This is a genomic window from Pseudarthrobacter sp. H2 (genome assembly GCF_050157045.1).
In the GTDB taxonomy this organism is placed as follows: Bacteria; Actinomycetota; Actinomycetes; order Actinomycetales; family Micrococcaceae; genus Arthrobacter.
Window position 1 is genome coordinate 3,671,130 of sequence record NZ_CP189594.1, and the last position, 15,544, is coordinate 3,686,673.

12 protein-coding genes and 1 pseudogene are annotated in these 15,544 nt (G+C 63.1%); 10 read left to right on the plus strand and 3 right to left on the minus strand.

All coding sequences use genetic code 11. The features are described 5' to 3' along the window. Nucleotides 1-183: 183 nt before the first annotated feature. The gene (locus ACQCSZ_RS17070) at nucleotides 184-846 is read left to right on the plus strand and encodes a thiolase family protein (RefSeq protein WP_427004892.1); all 663 of its coding nucleotides are present in this window, start codon (nucleotides 184-186) and stop codon (nucleotides 844-846) included. Further along, nucleotides 842-1,323: pseudogene (locus ACQCSZ_RS17075) on the plus strand (hypothetical protein). Before ACQCSZ_RS17070 ends, ACQCSZ_RS17075 begins: the two are co-directional and overlap by 5 nt. A 176-nt stretch (nucleotides 1,324-1,499) precedes the next feature. Here the strand turns inward: ACQCSZ_RS17075 and ACQCSZ_RS17080 are convergent. Continuing rightward, nucleotides 1,500-2,966: an MFS transporter gene (locus ACQCSZ_RS17080; protein ID WP_427004893.1), complete on the minus strand. Its 1,467-nt coding sequence runs from the start codon at nucleotides 2,964-2,966 to the stop codon at nucleotides 1,500-1,502. Nucleotides 2,967-3,160: 194 nt separating this feature from the next. Here ACQCSZ_RS17080 and ACQCSZ_RS17085 point away from each other — a divergent pair, with 194 nt between their 5' ends. The 4 genes from ACQCSZ_RS17085 (at nucleotide 3,161) to ACQCSZ_RS17100 (ending at nucleotide 7,351) form a co-directional block, all read left to right on the plus strand. After that, nucleotides 3,161-3,916 (plus strand): SDR family NAD(P)-dependent oxidoreductase, encoded by a 756-nt coding sequence (locus ACQCSZ_RS17085; RefSeq protein WP_427004894.1) that lies wholly within the window; start codon nucleotides 3,161-3,163, stop codon nucleotides 3,914-3,916. 189 nt (nucleotides 3,917-4,105) lie between these two features. Continuing rightward, a complete protein-coding gene (locus ACQCSZ_RS17090; protein ID WP_427004895.1) occupies nucleotides 4,106-5,269 on the plus strand; it encodes a Rieske 2Fe-2S domain-containing protein in 1,164 nt (387 codons plus the stop codon). Between the two features lie 266 nt (nucleotides 5,270-5,535). Then, nucleotides 5,536-5,802: a hypothetical protein gene (locus ACQCSZ_RS17095; protein WP_427004896.1), complete on the plus strand. Its 267-nt coding sequence runs from the start codon at nucleotides 5,536-5,538 to the stop codon at nucleotides 5,800-5,802. Nucleotides 5,803-6,067: 265 nt separating this feature from the next. Next, complete coding sequence (locus tag ACQCSZ_RS17100) at nucleotides 6,068-7,351, plus strand: NADH:flavin oxidoreductase (RefSeq protein WP_427004897.1); 1,284 nt, start codon at nucleotides 6,068-6,070, stop codon at nucleotides 7,349-7,351. A 183-nt stretch (nucleotides 7,352-7,534) separates the two neighbouring features. Here ACQCSZ_RS17100 and ACQCSZ_RS17105 read toward each other — a convergent pair whose 3' ends face one another. Beyond that, entirely contained in the window at nucleotides 7,535-8,593 is a 1,059-nt protein-coding gene (locus ACQCSZ_RS17105; RefSeq protein ID WP_427004898.1) for an alpha/beta fold hydrolase, read from the minus strand. Nucleotides 8,594-8,620: 27 nt separating this feature from the next. Between ACQCSZ_RS17105 and ACQCSZ_RS17110 the strand changes: the two genes are divergently transcribed. From ACQCSZ_RS17110 to ACQCSZ_RS17125, 4 genes are all read left to right on the plus strand, one after another. Further along, the gene (locus ACQCSZ_RS17110) at nucleotides 8,621-9,820 is read left to right on the plus strand and encodes an IS4 family transposase (protein WP_427004700.1); all 1,200 of its coding nucleotides are present in this window, start codon (nucleotides 8,621-8,623) and stop codon (nucleotides 9,818-9,820) included. A 560-nt stretch (nucleotides 9,821-10,380) separates the two neighbouring features. Continuing rightward, on the plus strand, nucleotides 10,381-10,968 hold the full coding sequence (locus ACQCSZ_RS17115; RefSeq protein WP_427004899.1) for a TetR/AcrR family transcriptional regulator: 588 nt from the start codon (nucleotides 10,381-10,383) through the stop codon (nucleotides 10,966-10,968). Between the two features lie 389 nt (nucleotides 10,969-11,357). After that, the gene (locus ACQCSZ_RS17120) at nucleotides 11,358-13,019 is read left to right on the plus strand and encodes an AMP-binding protein (RefSeq protein ID WP_427004900.1); all 1,662 of its coding nucleotides are present in this window, start codon (nucleotides 11,358-11,360) and stop codon (nucleotides 13,017-13,019) included. Further along, on the plus strand, nucleotides 13,012-13,674 hold the full coding sequence (locus ACQCSZ_RS17125; protein WP_427004901.1) for an enoyl-CoA hydratase-related protein: 663 nt from the start codon (nucleotides 13,012-13,014) through the stop codon (nucleotides 13,672-13,674). Before ACQCSZ_RS17120 ends, ACQCSZ_RS17125 begins: the two co-directional genes overlap by 8 nt. Before the next feature lie 197 nt (nucleotides 13,675-13,871). Here ACQCSZ_RS17125 and ACQCSZ_RS17130 read toward each other — a convergent pair whose 3' ends face one another. Further along, nucleotides 13,872-15,425, minus strand: coding sequence for an FAD-dependent oxidoreductase (locus ACQCSZ_RS17130; protein WP_427004902.1), 1,554 nt, complete (start codon nucleotides 15,423-15,425; stop codon nucleotides 13,872-13,874). Nucleotides 15,426-15,544: the final 119 nt, after the last annotated feature.

A 15,544-nucleotide genomic window follows, 5' to 3' on the forward strand; every position in this document is an offset into this window, starting at 1 on the left:
CCCATAGAGCGGGATCGCTCATACACGCCCCGCCCAATTTCGTATCGTGCCCAGAGAAACCGCCCCCTCAATCAGTCGGTAGCACCGCGAGCAATGGCCCGTGCTCCAGTAGCCGTGCCTGCACCTCCATCAACCCCAAGTCGAAGGAAACACCCTTGCCTAGAGAACGAATCGTCATCGTCAATGGCGCCCGGACACCGGTCGGCCGCTGGCGGGAGCCTGAAGTCCGTCCCCGCACACGAACTTGGCGCGATTGCCGCCCGCGAGGCCATGGCACGCAGCGGCGTCAGCACCGAGGAAATCGACGAGGTCATCATGGGCTGCGTTGGTCAGGTCGGCGCCGATGCTTACGTGGCTCGCCGCGTCTCACTTGGCGCCGGAATGCCCGTGCAAACCTCCGCCTTCACAGTGAACCGGCTGTGCGGCAGCGGTTCGCAGGCCGCCTGGTCCGGGGCACAGCAGCTGGGCTGGGGACCGGCACAGACCATTGTGGCGGGCGGCACCGAGTCGATGTCCCGCATGCCATTCCTCGATTTCGCTGCCCGCGACAACGCCCGTCTGGGAGACCGCAGACTGCTCGACGGGACGGTGGCCATGCTGACAAATCCCTTCAGCGGCCAGCATATGGGGGTCACCGCACAAAACGTTGCACAGAGGTACAACATGTCCCGCGAGGAACAGGACCGTTTCGCGGTGCAGAGTCAACAGCGCGCCGATAGCACCAAGGCACGCACCGCCTTTGCCGAAGAAATCACCCCGGTTCAGATCCAAGAACGCAAGCCCGTAACCGTCACGTACGATGAGCATCCCGTCCGGAAGCAACTTTTGAAAGCCTCTCCGCATTGAGCCAGCCTTCCAGGAGGATGGAAGCGTCACCGCCGGTAATGCCTCGGGCATCAATGAAGGTGCCGCAGCGGTGGTGCTGATGCGGGAAGGACGACGGGAACGCGGCTTCAGCGCCCTAGCCACCCTCGAACACGTCACCACCGCCGCGCTGGAGCCCGAAATCATGGGTTATGCTCCGGCGTTGGCACTACACAAGCTATTCGCAGCAACCGGTCTCACTCCACAGGATATCGGCACCATTGAACTCAATGAGGCCTTCGCGTCGCAGGCCGTTGCCGTCATCCGCGATGCCGGCCTGGATCCCGAACGCACCAATCCGTATGGCGGTGCCATCACCACATCGGGGCTACCGGGGCCATCCTGCTGCTACGAACCGCAAAGGATTTGCAGCGACGCAACCTTGAATATGGCGTCGTCACGATGTGCATCGGTGGAGGCCAGGCGCTTGCCGCACTGATAAAGCGCTTTGAAGGCTAAGTGCGGCCCGCCTCCTGGAGATACAAAGACAATACCGGTGGGTTCCTGCACCATGGCAGGAGCCCACCGGTATTTCAGTTCCTGGGACCCGCATTTTTCATCGCTTGATGGGGAGTCCGCTCAGATCAAATGAACGTCGGAACCCGGTGGACAATGCAGTGCAAAGGCCCAGGGGCTCAGTGCCCCAAGACGGAAAGCAGATCCGGGTTCTCCGGAGCCGCGGCTTCGACCTTCTCATTCTTGATCAGCAGCGCCAGAATGAACCCGATAACACAGGTACCCAAGATGATGATGTACGCCAGTCCGAAAGCGGACTCGGTAGGTACACCGGTGTCCGTCACGGTTGAAGTGGTAAGTGCCATCGTCGTGACCGTGGTGCCCACGGCCATGAAGATGGTCCGGGTAACGGTGTTGATGCCCATCCCCTCACTGGTGTTTTCAACCGGCACCGACTCAGCCACCAGGTTCGGGAATGCCGTGTAGGCGAACATGGAACCCAAAAACATGACATTCATGGCAATGATGAAGGTGATGAGGTTGTGCTGGGCCCAGAAGAGCATTCCGAAGCCCATGGAACAGATGACAATGCCGATCAAAAGGGCCCGACGGGCACCCATCTTCGCGGCAATCCGGCCACTGATTGGTGAGCATAGGAAACTTACGCTAGCCGCGCCGAAGATGACCAGTCCAGCCATCGTGGCAGACAAGCCCAGACCCACCGGGGAGCCGACTGGGGAAAGCATGACCATGGGACCAACAATCGAAGCCGCAACCAAGGGGCCAATACTCAGGATTGCCGTGACCAGCTGGGTCAGGGCCATCTTGTTTGTTTTCAATAGGCGCAGGTTGATCATCGGGTTGGTAACGCGCAGCTCCCACCAGCACCAAATAGCGGCTACCACAAGCCCGCCGAGCACAAAGCGCAGGGTGCGGCTGTCGGTAATTCCCCAAGTTGCGGAGTTCGTGAGTCCGTAAAGAACCAGTGCAACGGCGGGTGCGAACAATAGCCCTCCAATGTAGTCAAGCTTCTTGCGATCTTCGTCCAGGCCTGTTGAAGGCTTCAACATCGTCATTGCCATAACCGTTGCGATCAGGCCCAAGACCCCAGAGACAACGAAGAGACCCTGCCAACTTCCAAAGTCAAGCAAAATACCGGCAATCAGGCTGCCGCCCGCACCGGCGATAAACGACACCGCCGCCACGAGCGCGATAGCGCCGGGGACTTTTGCCTTCGGAAGAGCTTCGCGGGCGATGCCCAACCCCAGGGGCAACGTCGCACCGGCCGCGCCCTGGAATGCGCGCCCAATGATGACGCCTTCCAAGGTACCGGAGCTAAAGCTGATGATCGATCCAACGATCGAGATGCTCAGGACAATAACCAACAACCGCTTCCGGCCATACACATCACCTAGCCGCCCGCAAATGGCGGCAGAGGCGGCCGCGACCAAGAGGAACGCAGTCGCTGCCCAGCCAGCGGTTGCTGCATCGGCCTCAAATTTCACCATGAGGCGTGGAAGAGCAATAAAGATCATTGCGGATTCGAAGGTTCCCACGAGCTCGGTGGCAATGAGAACCGTGATGATCTTGGCATACCCGGGCGTCCGGGTAGACGGGATTTTCTGTTTCTGAAGGTACGACGCCATTGTGTGTCCTATCTGTGGCCTGTCAGTGCGGCACGGAGGGGAGAAAGGGTCGCCCTTCCAAGAGTGTGACATCAGTATGTTTTGGGTCACTTCCACCTTGGTATGGAAGTCCCGGAGAGTGGGATATGCGGAGATTTTGCCTATGGCGTCGGGGCAGACTGTGTGCTGAAGCCTTGAGGGAAGGAAAAGCAGACATGGGTGTACTCGATGGCCAAGTGGCCTTGGTAACCGGTGCAGGACAAGGGGTGGGCCGCGGCATATCCCGCGCACTGGCATCCGAGGGGGCCCGCTTGGCAATCGTCGGCCGCACCGCGCATAAGGTCGAAGCCGTAGCCGAAGAAATCCGGAACGAAGGCGGCGACGCATATGCCTTTTCCTGCGATGTCACCAAGCCCGAACAGATCGAAGCGCTCATCAAGGACGTAGTTGATCACTTCGGCAGCCTGTCGGTCTTGGTCAACAATGCGCAAAGCACCGTTCACGGAACCCTTCTTGAGCTCCCGGAAGAGGACTACTTGCGCGGCATGGAGTCCGGGCCGTTGGCAACTTGGCGAATGATGCGCGCCTGCCATCCGCATCTTCGCGGTAACGGCGCCATCGTCAACCTCGGCTCGGCGGCTGGAGTCCGATGGAATCCCACGGGGTACGGCGGTTATGCAGCAGCCAAGGAAGCCATCCGTGTCCTGACGCGAACCGCAGCCTGTGAGTGGGCAACCGACGGCATTCGAGTCAATGCGATCCTGCCACTGGCAAAATCCCCCGCGCTCGAAGACTGGGAACGCATCAACCCGGAGGAAGCTCGAGAGTACATGACCACGATCCCCCTGGGGCGCCTGGGGGACACCGAAACCGATATCGGCCCCGCGGTGGTGTTCCTCTGCTCAGAAAATTCGCGATACATCACCGGGCATTCGCTTCCGGTCGATGGCGGTCAGGTCCTCATGCGCTGACCATTCGCCCCGGCTCCCCCAGACAGTCGGGGACATGTCACGACCCACCCTTGAGTTCACCGGCACATACCGATGCCGTGCTCGTGGGGTTCACGACGTAGGGCCTTGCCAGACCAGCCGGCAGCAGTACCGTTCACCCGCACCTTATTAACCAACATCCGATGCGAATCACCAATGATAGGAGAAGCCGTGACTGAGTTGACTACCCCAACGGAAGCTGACGAGAACGACGAAGTACGTTTGATCGACGAGGGCAAGAACCCAACGCGATACGCGCGTGGCTGGCACTGCTTGGGCCTGGCAAAGACTTTCCGCGACGGCAAGCCGCACTCGATCGAGGTATTCGGCACCAAGCTCGTGGTCTGGGTGGACACCAAGGGCCAGCTCAACGCCCTGGACGCATACTGCCGCCACATGGGTGGTGACCTCTCCCACGGCGAGGTCAAGGGCGACGAGATCTCCTGCCCATTCCACGACTGGCGTTGGGGCGGCGACGGCAAGTGCAAGGCCGTGCCTTACGCCCAGCGGGTTCCGCTTCGCGCCCGCACCGCACGCTGGGAGACCTTGGAGCAGAACGGCCTCTTCTTCGTCTGGAACGACCCACAGGGAAACCCGCCTCCGGCGGACATCACCATCCCCGAGATTCCGGGCTACGGCACGGATCAATGGAGCAACTGGACCTGGAACACTTTCGTCGTGAAGGGCTCGAACTGCCGCGAGATCGTTGACAACGTGGTCGACATGGCGCACTTCTTCTACGTGCACTACCAGATGCCGCAGTACTTCAAGAATGTCTTCGAGGGCCATGTCGCCGCCCAACACATGCGCTCGACCGGCCGCGAAGACATCAAGACCGGCGTGCAGCTGGACTTGCCGGACTCCGAGACCGTTTCCGACGCCGCCTACTACGGCCCGTCGTTCATGCTGGACACCGTCTACACCGTTTCGGGCGACACCACCGTGGAGACCAAGCTGGTCAACTGCCACTACCCCATTTCCCAGGATTCGTTCGTGTTGCAGTTCGGCACCATTGTGCAGACCATCGATGGAGTGACTCCGGAGCAGGCCGAGGAAATGGCCGCTATGTTCACCGAGGGTGTTGAGACCCAGTTCAAGCAGGACGTGGAGATCTGGAAGCACAAGACACGCATCGAGAATCCGTTGCTGACCGCCGAGGACGGTCCGGTGTACCAGCTGCGCCGCTGGTATGAGCAGTTCTACGTTGACGTCGAGGACATCACCGAGGACATGGTGGCCCGCTTCGAGTTCGAGGTCGACACCACCAAGGCCCTGGAAACCTGGGCGGTCGAGGTCAAGGAGAACCTGGCCAACGCTGCGATGGCCAACGACTAGTCCCAGGCATCCCGAGGAACCCGCCTTAGACGTTCAAATCCGTGGGGGTGGTACACCGGCAATATCCGCAGGGAACCTGCCGGGTACCACCCCCACCGGATCACGCAATGGTCCAGTGCATCCACTGCGCGGGCCGAGGGCCAACACGCCGGCCACCAACAACACGATTTACCGTAGGGCTCCCCCCTACGCACAACGATGAAACTACGTATTCCCTGAGACGTCTCACCCGCGGAGGCGGCCAAGGCCAAGAACATCTAGGAGCGATGATGCAACCGATCGATTGCCACGAGTGTGGCACTGCAGTCTTGGTAGAGAAATTCTCCATGCCGCACACCAGCGTTCAGTGGCTGGGCGATACGAGCGCCGCATGCCCCAAAATCGCGCAGGCCGCGGCCGTCGGTGAGGGCGGGCTCTGCGGTACGACCGGCCTGTCGTGCTCCACGTTGCGCGCCACCATCGACGACGCCGTGCGGCAGGGCCGTATCGAAATCATCAGCCGCGTAGAGCCGGTGCTCGGGCAGCTTGGCTAGGCACCGGACGTACGTCCAGGGCCGCCGCCGCGTGACTCTCTTTTAGGAAACCACCGTGTAGGGACTCCGGCCACGATGCCACGCGTGGGCGGGGGTCCCTCTCGTGTCCCCTCGGCCCCGGTCATCGTGCAGCTTGCCGTGGCATGGGAAGCAACAAGGGTCTCGTCACACGTCGGGGCCCGTTCAGTATGGATTCGACACCCCCAGTGCGCTGCTCCAGGACGGAGAACAATCCCTCCGCGGCGGCCCCGCGAAAGGAACATTCATGTCCTCAGCAAGTCCCTCAACCCACACCTCAGAAGCACATCCGGACATTTTCTCCCCGGTCACCCTCGGTCCGGTGAAGTTGCGCAACCGGATCATCAAGGCGGCCACCTCCGAGGGCCGTTCGCCCGAGGGACTGGTCACCGACGATCTGATTGATTTCCACCTTGACTTTGTTCGCGGTGGGGCGGGCATGACCACCGTGGCGTACTGCTGCGTTTCCCCCGAGGGTGCTTCTGCCCCCGGACAGATCTTGATGAGCGAGAAGGCACTACCGGGCTTGAAACGCCTGACCGATGCCATCCACGCGGAAGGGGGTGCGGTCTCCGCCCAACTCGGCCACGCCGGATTGGTTGCCTCCAAGAAGATCACCGGGGTCACAGCCATGGGTCCGAGCCGCTTCTTCAATCCTTCGTCCATGGAATACTGCCGCGCGATTAAGCAGGAGGAGATCCCCACGGTCATAGACCAGTTTGGGCAGGCCGCCAAGATCGCTGTCGAAGCTGGATTCGACGCGGTGGAACTCCACTTCGGCCACAACTACCTGCCAAGCTCGTTTCTCAGCCCGCTACTCAATCGCCGCAAGGACGAGTACGGCGGAAGCATCGAGAACCGGGCGCGCCTGGTTCGCGAAATCGCCCAACGGGTCCGCGAGGTTGTCGGCAACCGCGTGGCCGTAATCGCCAAGATCAGCATGGATGACGGCCTGCCGGGCGGCATCTGGCTCACCGAATCCATCCGCACGGCACAGCTGCTGGACCAGGATCGGACGCTGGACGCGATCGAGTTGACCCAGGGCTCATCGATCATCCGGCAGATGTACCTGTTCCGAGGGGACGTTCCCGTCTCGGAGTTCGCCGCCGTGGTGAAAGAACCGATGAAGACCGGTGTACGCCTGTTCGGCAAGCTGGCGCTGGGCAACTTCCCTTACAGGGATCTGTACATGCTCGAGGCTGCCCGCCAGTTCGTACCGGTCATGAAGAACACGAAATTGATCCTGCTCGGTGGCATCAACAACCTGGACCATATGAATACCGGCATGCAGGAGGGCTTCGACTTGATCGCCATGGGCCGCGGCCTGCTTCGCGAGCCGGACTTGATCAACCGAATCCAACAGGACCATTCGGTGTCCAGTCGGTGCACCCATTGCAACAAATGCATGTACACCGTGTACGCCCGCACGCACTGCGTACTGGAGCCGGACAGCCACTACTTGCCGCTGGATGACTCCGCTTCGAGCTATGCGGTTCCCGAAGAGCACAAACTGTCCATCACCCCGGTGTAGGCGCCCAGGTTCTTGGCACGTCCTTGAAGTCCGGCAATCGGCCCCCAGAAGTTCGGGGCCGATTGCTGCTTAACGTCTCCGGCCGGGCCCGCAGTCCCGCCAAAATCTATACACATCCATCATGGGATGCGGCTTGTTCCCCTCGGGGACCTCGCACCTTGGGCAAGATCCGGCTTCGGCTCGTTACCGTGCATCCACGCTCGAAAAACCATCGGCAGGCTCCGCTCGGCCTGCCCCGCGACGATCCAGGTCGCGAAGGAAATCGATGAACGCCTCGTTGACTTCCCGCGGTCGTTCCATGGCCAGAAGGTAGCCGCCCCCGCTGACCGCGCGTAGCGCCCGCACATCGTTGTGGTTCTGTGCGAGCTGCGCAGGAAGCCCCTCACCATACTTCTCGGCCACCGCAACATCCACCTCCGAGGCCACAAAATACAGAGGGACGCTACTGACACTGGGCCCGCGGCGCTGGCGGTACTCCCAGTTTATATCCGCGGCCAGGTACCAGTTGATCCCACCGTGGAAGCCGCTGCGGGAATAGTCAGAGACGTAGGCTTCGACTTCCCATTCGTTGAGCCACTTCCACGGTAGCGGAGGCGGTTTGGGCAGGGCGTGGCGGTATGCGGTGCCCGGCGGGTGCGCGTAAAGACGGGAAAAGTCGCCATCGGCAGAGAGAATGTTGAAAATCTTCGTGATGATCTCTCGGGGGTGCGCGTCGTAGTCGGCGCGTGCCGCTTCGGGATTCTCCACATAGTAGGACATGTGGTTGAAGTGGGCCCGGCCGCGTTCGCGTTCCACTTCGGAGGGCAAGCGGTCGTAGGCCGAGTACGTCGCGTATTGAAGGCCCAGCAGTCCCCGCACCCGCTCCGGGCGCTCGCAGGCGATGTCATAGGCGACGAACATTCCAAAATCCATGCCCGAAAACACCGCCTGCCGTTCACCAAGGTGATCGAGCAACGCGCAGATGTCCCGGACGATGTTATCGCAGCGGTAGTCAGCCACGCTCCACGGGGCGTCGGTCTGCCCCATGCCCCGCAGGTCTGGCGCCACGACCCGATAGCCGGCAGCGGCCAAGGCACTGATCTGATGGCGCCAGCTAAACCAAGTGTGCGGGAATCCGTGCAACAGAACCACCAGCGGCCCATCGCCCTCTTCCACGTAGTGCATGTCCAACCCGTTAATGCGAGCCTGGTGATGGGTCCAATTTCTCATCTGCTTCTCCTCCCTAGGATCAATGCCGTTCACTTAGAGTAGTTGTGTTAATCTTTCGGCATGGCGCGTAGCGGATGGGTGACTCCCGAGGGTCCTGAGCGGTTGAGTGACCACGTCTCGCTCGGTGTTTTGACGCGGGTTTTCCCGCCGGATGTCGTTGATGCGGTGATTGGGCGGACCGGGGCCCGTGAGCAGCGGAACCGGTTGCTGCCGTCGCGGTTGATGGTCTATTACGTGATGGCGCTGGCCTTGTTTTCGGCCGGTTCGTATGAGGAAGTGATGCGGTCCCTGCTGGCCGGCATGGAATGGATCACGGGCCGGTTCCGGGACTGGCAGATGCCGACGAAGGCCGCGATCTTCAAGGCCCGGACCCGCCTCGGTTCCGCCGTGATGGCCGAACTGTTCGCCGAGACCGCGAAGCCTCTGGCACTCCCGGGCGGTCCGGGATTCCACGGCTCCTGGCGGCTGGTGTCCGTGGACGGGACCTGCCTGGATCTGGCGGACACGGAGGCCAACGAGCGCGCGTATGGCAGGCCGGGCACGGCCACGGATCTGAAAAGCGCCTACCCGCAGGCGCGGGTGCTCGGCCTGGTCGAATGCGCCACGCACGCGGTGATCGGGGCCGTGGTCTCCGGCTTTTCCACGTCCGAGCACGACCTCTATCCGGGCCTGCTCCACCGGCTGGAGGCGGACATGCTGGCCATGGCCGACCGCGGGTTCTTCTCCTACACGGCCTGGAAGGACAGCTCCGGAACCGGTGCGCAACTGCTGTGGCGGGTCAAGGCCAACGCCGTGCTGCCCGTGCTCGAGGACCTGGCCGACGGCTCCTACCTCTCCGCCGTCTACGCGAACCCGAAGACACGGCGGAACAACACGGACCCCATCCGGGTGCGCGTGATCGAATACACCGTCAGCACCGGCGACACGAGCAGCGAATTCCGGCTGATCACCACGATCCTTGACCCGCACGCCGCCTCCGCGGAGGACCTTGCCGAAGCCTACGCCAAACGCTGGGAAATCGAGTCCTGCTTCGATGAACTCAAAACCCACCAGCGCGGCCCCGGGACCGTGCTGCGCTCCAAAACCCCCGACGGGGTCCTGCAGGAAATCTACGGATACCTCTGCGTGCACTACGCCATCCGGTCCCTCATCGGCGACGTCGCCCACCACTTCGAGGAAGACCCCCTGAGGTTCTCTTTCACCCGCACCCTCCGGGCAGTACGGCGTTCCCTCGCCGCGCGCCCGGCTTTTTCCCCCTGAGCGTCTGGCGGAGGCCTTCACGGTCTTCTGCCGCGAAATCCTGCATGAACTGCTGCCCCCGCGCCGGCCAAGAACCAACCCCCGCGTCATCAAAAGGAAAATGTCGAACTGGCCACTCAAGCGAATACCAAAAAAGCCTAAGTAAACAGTATTGTCCCTAGGATGGCAATTCTTCTGGTGGCCTCGGTGGGGGTCCTCACCACTCGATGCCTGGGCGCAGCAGTCGGCCGATATTCGGCCCGGGATCGACGGGTGGGACGCCCCCGACCCTCGACCGCGGGTTCGCGGGCTTACGCGCAACTTCATTTCTGCCCTATTAGAGCGCACCGACTGCTGGGCGTTCCGGTTCATCCCAGTGGACGGGACGCGAACACCGTCCTTGACATGCGCGCGCTTGGGGCATTCTCCACCGGCAGTGGGTTTGGGGTACCCCGCGCCCAACCCCCGGCGGTCACTGCCATGACGGCGTGCATCCAGCATAGCGAGCGCTTGGTTACTTGATACGGTTGATAATTACCATTCAATCGCGCCCACCCACAGCGATCGTCGAAAGAGTGACCATGGCCGAAAAGACCTCGCCCGACCGGCGGACCGAGATCCTGGACAACGCCGCCCGCCTCTTCGCGGAACAGGGCATCGGTTCGACCTCGGTCCGCGAGATCTCCGCTTCCGTGGGAATGCTTTCGGGCAGCCTCTACCACCACTTCGTCTCCAAGGATGAAATGGTCGAAGAAATCCTCAAGGGGTTCCTCGACGACCTGCAGGGCCGCTATCGGATGGTCCTCGAGGAGGGGAAGGGTCCGCGCGACACCCTCGAAAACCTGATGCGCGCCACTCTGGAGATCATTCGCGACCATCCCCACGCGACCCAGATCTACCAGACCGAAGTCGCCTACATTCAGAAGCTCCCCAAGACCACCGGCGCCCGGGCAATCAGCAGTGACATTGCCGAGATGTGGGTGGAGACCATTGAAAACGGCATCACGAGCGGACTGTTCAAGAAGGATCTTGACGCCCACGTCGTGCACCGCCTGCTTCGCGACTCACTGTGGCTCACCGCCCGCTGGTTCAGACCGTCTTCGACCTATACCCTGGAAAAGCTCGGCGACGACTGCGCAGCGCTTTTCCTGGACGGGCTGATGGCCTAAGCGCGGTACCACGCCCACGGCCTTGCGCCCATGGGCAAGGCACCCGACTTTCTCATTCAGGCCGCCGTGTCTTCACGGCGGCCTCGGCATTGGACGACCATCGCCCCGATTCCGTGCTCGTTCCCGCCCACCGGGACCACCCGGACGGCGTGTCGACGCGCTCTGTAGTCTCGAGTTGTTTCCCGGCGAAATCCATTCACCGCCCTCCGCACGGCGCGGGCCCTTCCACAAGCCTGTCATCAAGCGCTTGGTGGGCATATCCCTGCGCCCGGCGCAATATGTAGCGGCCGCACACGGACGCTCGAGTGAACCATTCCGGGGACCGACTACGAACACCGGGGTCGACCTTGCCGTACGGGTCCCGCAGAGGATACAAGGGAGCACTTTGCATGCAACACGATGAGCAGCCGCAGACCATTCCCGCCATGCTGGCCCGCGCCGCCAAGCGTTTCCCCGACCGCGAGGCGGTCGTCGACGGGGACACCCGACTTTCCTTCGCCGAACTCGCGGCGCAGGTGCGCACCGTCGCGGCCGGACTGATCTCCCGCGGAATCAAACACGGGGACAGCGTGGCGATTTGGGCGCCAAACAACTACCGCTGGGTTGTTTCCGCGCTGGCCGCCGCCGCGATCGGCGCCCCGATGGTTCCACTGAACTCGCGGTACCGGGGCGTGGAGGCCCACGAGATCCTTCGCCGCGCCAAGGTGAAGGCGCTCTTTGCCGCCGAGGGCTTCCTGAACACGGATTACCCGGCCCTGCTCGTCGACGGCGCCGCCCGGCTGGGGTACACCGATCAGGCGCCGCTGGTCGCCGGCCTGCCACAGCTTCAAACCATCATTTGCCTGCCGGCCGACGAAGCAGACTCGACGCAAGCCCCCAGCGCGGCAGCGCTGCCGCTACTGGGCTGGGACGAGCTCACGGTACTCGGCTCAACAGTGGATCCTGCGGAGGTTGCCGCACGCGCCAAGTCGGTCCAGCCCGACGACGTGGCCGACATCGTGTTTACCTCGGGAACCACCGGCCGCAGCAAGGGTGTCATCTCGGCGCACCGGCAGACCCTCGGGGTTGCCGTGGCCTGGGCGCAGGGCGCGCAGGTCGGCCCCGAGGACCGCTACCTGATCGTCAGCCCCTTTTCGCATACCTTCGGCTACAAGGTCGGCATCCTGGTGTGCCTGGCCACCGGTGCAACCATCTACCCGATGCCGGTATTCGATCTCGATGAAACCGTGCGCCTGTTGCGCGAAGAACGCATCACGGTTCTTCCCGGCGCACCAACCATCCACCAGTCGATCCTGGACCACCCGCAGCGCCCGGATGCCTCCGAGCTGAGCTGGCGCCTGGCGGTGCTCGGTTCGGCCATGGTGCCGGCCCGTCTCCTCGAACGCCTGCGCGGGGAAGCAAAGGTCGAACAGGTCACCACCGCCTACGGGCTGAGCGAAGCCGTCGTGGTGACCATGTGCAAGCTTGATGACAGCCACGAGACAATCAGCAGCACCTGCGGTGTGCCCACCGCCGGCTTCGAGATCCGCATCGTCGACCCCGAGGGGAACCAGGCAACTGCAGGCACCGCAGGCGAGATCCTGGTCCGCGGGGACAACGTCATGATCGGCTACCTGGATGATCCGGAATCGACCAGCAAGGCCATCGACCCGGACGGTTGGCTGCACACCGGCGACATGGGCATGGTCAATGAACAGGGTTACCTGTCGATCGTCGACCGCATCAAGGACATGTTTACCGTGGGCGGGTTCAACGTCTACCCGGCCGAGGTGGAAAACACCATTTCCTCCCTGGACGGGGTCGTGGCGAGTGCGGTCATCGGCCAGCCCGATGAACGGCTGGGCGAGGTGGCGCGGGCCTACGTGGAGATCCTACCGCACGCAGAGCTGACCGCCGAACAGGTGATCGCCCACTGCAAGCGCTGGTTGGCCAACTACAAGGTCCCGCGCACCGTGGAAATCACCAATTGCCTGCCTCGCAACGCCACGGGCAAGATCCTCAAACGCGAACTGCGTCCCGTCGCACAGCCGGCAGGTGGCACCGGTGCCTAGGCTCGACACCATCGGCGCGGCCGCCATCCTAAATTTGGGGGAAGGTGAGAACCGCTTCTCCCTTGACTGGATGGAAGAGGTGAACGAGCTCCCGGATCAGGTGCTCACAGGTCCTCCGGCCGCCCTGGTCACCACCGGAAGCGGAAAGTTCTACTCAAACGGCTTGGACGTGGCCGAGTCCGAAAGACCCGTGCAGCTACAGGCCGACTACGTCCACCACGTGCACCGGCTCTACCGCCGTTTCCTGACACTGCCCATGCCCACCGTCGCTGCAATCAACGGGCATGCCTTCGGCGGTGGGGCGCTGTTGGCGATGGCGCACGACTACCGTGTCATGCGTGAGGACCGCGGCTTCTTCTGCTTCCCGGAAGTCCACATCGGCATTCCGTTCACCCCGGGGATGGCAGCCCTTGTCCAGTGCAAGCTGGACCCGGCGGCCGCCCGGGACGCCATGCTCACTGGACGGCGCACTGGAGGAGCCGACTCGGTCCGCGCCGGGGTAGTCGACGCGGCTGTCGGCGCCGAGGAACTGATCGGCCACGCCGTTTCGCTTGCCACCGGGCGGCTGCCCGGGCACCCGGCCACCTTGGGCACGGTGAAGTCCGTGATGTACGCGCCCGCACTGGCTGCCCTGGATCTGCCCCACCGGCCCTAGACGCCGAACCCGGGCACCATCAAGCGCAGGGCGGCGGCATTTCATGCCGCCGCCCTTTGCATGCCCGCGGCATCGGCAGCCGGCCCGCGCTGAAGTCCAACGCTGGGCATCCCTGAAAACAGCGAAACGGGGCGTGGCGGAACCAATTGGTTCCGCCACGCCCCGCCTTGGTGTTCCTCGAATGCGGGGAACGCCGCCTATCCGGCGACGATCGCCGGCTGCATGCTCTTCACCGCACGGTAGGCGAAGACCATCGCCGAACCCAACGGGGTACCCGGACCGGGGTAGAAACGGCCGGAGAAGGAAGCGCTGGTGTTGCCCACGGCGTACAGTCCCTCAATGGCTTCGCCGTCCTTGGTCAGCACGCGGGCGTCCTTGTCCACGCGCAGCCCTCCCTTGGTGCCCAGGTCTGCAAGCACCATGCGTGCCGCGTAGTACGGCCCCTGTTCGAGGGCGACCAGGGCAGGGTTCGGACCGTGGCTCGGATCGGCGAAGAACAGGTCGTAGGCGTCTTCGCCGCGGTGGAAGTCCGCGTCGACTCCCGTGGCGGCGAACCCGTTGAAGCGTTCAACACTTGCGGCCAGTGCGTCGGCGGGCAGGCCCGTCAGTCCGGCAAGGTCGGCAAGGCTGTCGGCCTTCACCCACGTGCCAGCGGCCAGGTGTTCCTCCGGGGTGGTGTTCATCGGGCGCTGGATGCCGGGCAGGTCGCCGCCGAAGCGCGAATCGAAGATGAACCAGGACGGGATGCGCTCCTCGGCCGCTTGGGCCAGCACACGGCCCATTTGGTCGTACGGAAGCGATTCGTTGGCGAATCGCTCGCCGTTGGCATCCACCCAGATGCCTCCCCGGAACCCCAGCGCGAAGGCGGTCTGCCCCGACGGCTGCACGGTGCCCGGTGCCCACCACGCTTCGTCCATCAACTCCACGACGCCGCCCACGGCCTCGGCGGCACGGATGCCTGTGCCGACGTTTGCACCGTCCGGTGCCATGGTCCATGCTGCGGAACCCGGCGCCCCGAAGGACTGACGCATGTCGTTGTTCGCCTCGAAGCCGCCGGCCCCGAGAATCACGGCCACCTGGGCGCGCAGTCGCCGAGTGCCATCCGGACCCTCGACGACAATACCGACGACCTTGTCGTTCTCGACGATGAGTTCGGTCAAGGCGGTCTCCAGCTGTATGGTGCCATTTCCGGTGTTGGTGTAGGCCAGCAGGAGCCGGCCAATCAGCGCCTGGCCGGCGGTCAGCGGACCGTCCTCGTGGCCCTTGCCGTAGCGGTCCTCTTCGACGCGTGGACGCACGATGTCGGCCAGTTCGCCGATCTGCTCGCGCGGCAGGTCCTCCGGCATGACCGAGCGACCCACGTCCTTGCGGCCGGGGGCCGCGAAGTAGTCCGGGAAGGGGATGAACTTGAACTCGATCGCCGGATCCTGCTCAAATTCGGCCACGAAATTCGGTGCCGTGTTTATGAAGGCCTCGCGGCGTTCGATCTCATGGTCCCCAAGCACCGAGGTGAGGTAGGTCTTGGCCTCCTCGGAGGAGTCCTGCACCGAGAAACGCTCCTGCACCTGTGAGGCCGGCAGCCAGCACGAGGCGCCGGCATAGGCCGAAGCGCCGCCGAGCAGCTTGGTCTTCTCCACGACCACGGTCTTCAGACCGCGCTTCGCGGCGCTGTAGGCACCGGCCATGGCACCGGCGCCGGAACCTACGACGACGACGTCGACCTCGCCGTCCCAAACCTGATTATTGGACATTCCCTCTCCTTCTTCCTGCACAGCATGTGTGGGATACACAACCAGAGCGGCAGGGTGTGGTTTGCGGACTGTCCCACCCAGTAAGACATTTGGCCCGGGAAAAAACGGGAATCCCACTC